A 367-nucleotide genomic window follows, 5' to 3' on the forward strand; every position below is an offset into this window, starting at 1 on the left:
TGCGCCTGAGCGCGCCGGAGCCGGTGCCGGCGACGGTGTACGCAGCGCCGGCGGACGCGCCGCGCAGCGTCGCGCTGGACGACGGCAGCGTGGTGCAACTGGAGCGCGGTGGTGCGATCGCCGTGCGCTACGGCACGCAGCGTCGCGACATCGCCCTGCTGCGCGGCAAGGCGGTGTTCGATCTCGGCCACGATCCGGCGCGGCCGCTGCGGGTCAGCGTCGGCGCGCTGGTGCTGCGCGACGTCGGCACCGTGTTCGGGGTCGACCCGCAGGCCGGCGGCGCCCGCGTCACCGTGCTGCAGGGGCGGGTGCAGGTGTCGCGCGATACCCCGGCGTGGTGGCACCGCGGCGACCTGCCGTCGGAGGG

The 367-nt window shown here is 77.1% G+C and carries 1 protein-coding gene; it reads left to right on the forward strand.

All coding sequences use genetic code 11. The features are described 5' to 3' along the window. A partial coding sequence (locus tag D180_RS20325; protein WP_043091453.1) for a FecR domain-containing protein occupies window positions 1-367 on the forward strand: 367 nt, incomplete at both ends.

This window comes from Xanthomonas sp. SHU 166 (assembly GCF_000364685.1).
Taxonomy (GTDB): Bacteria; Pseudomonadota; Gammaproteobacteria; order Xanthomonadales; family Xanthomonadaceae; genus Xanthomonas_A; species Xanthomonas_A sontii.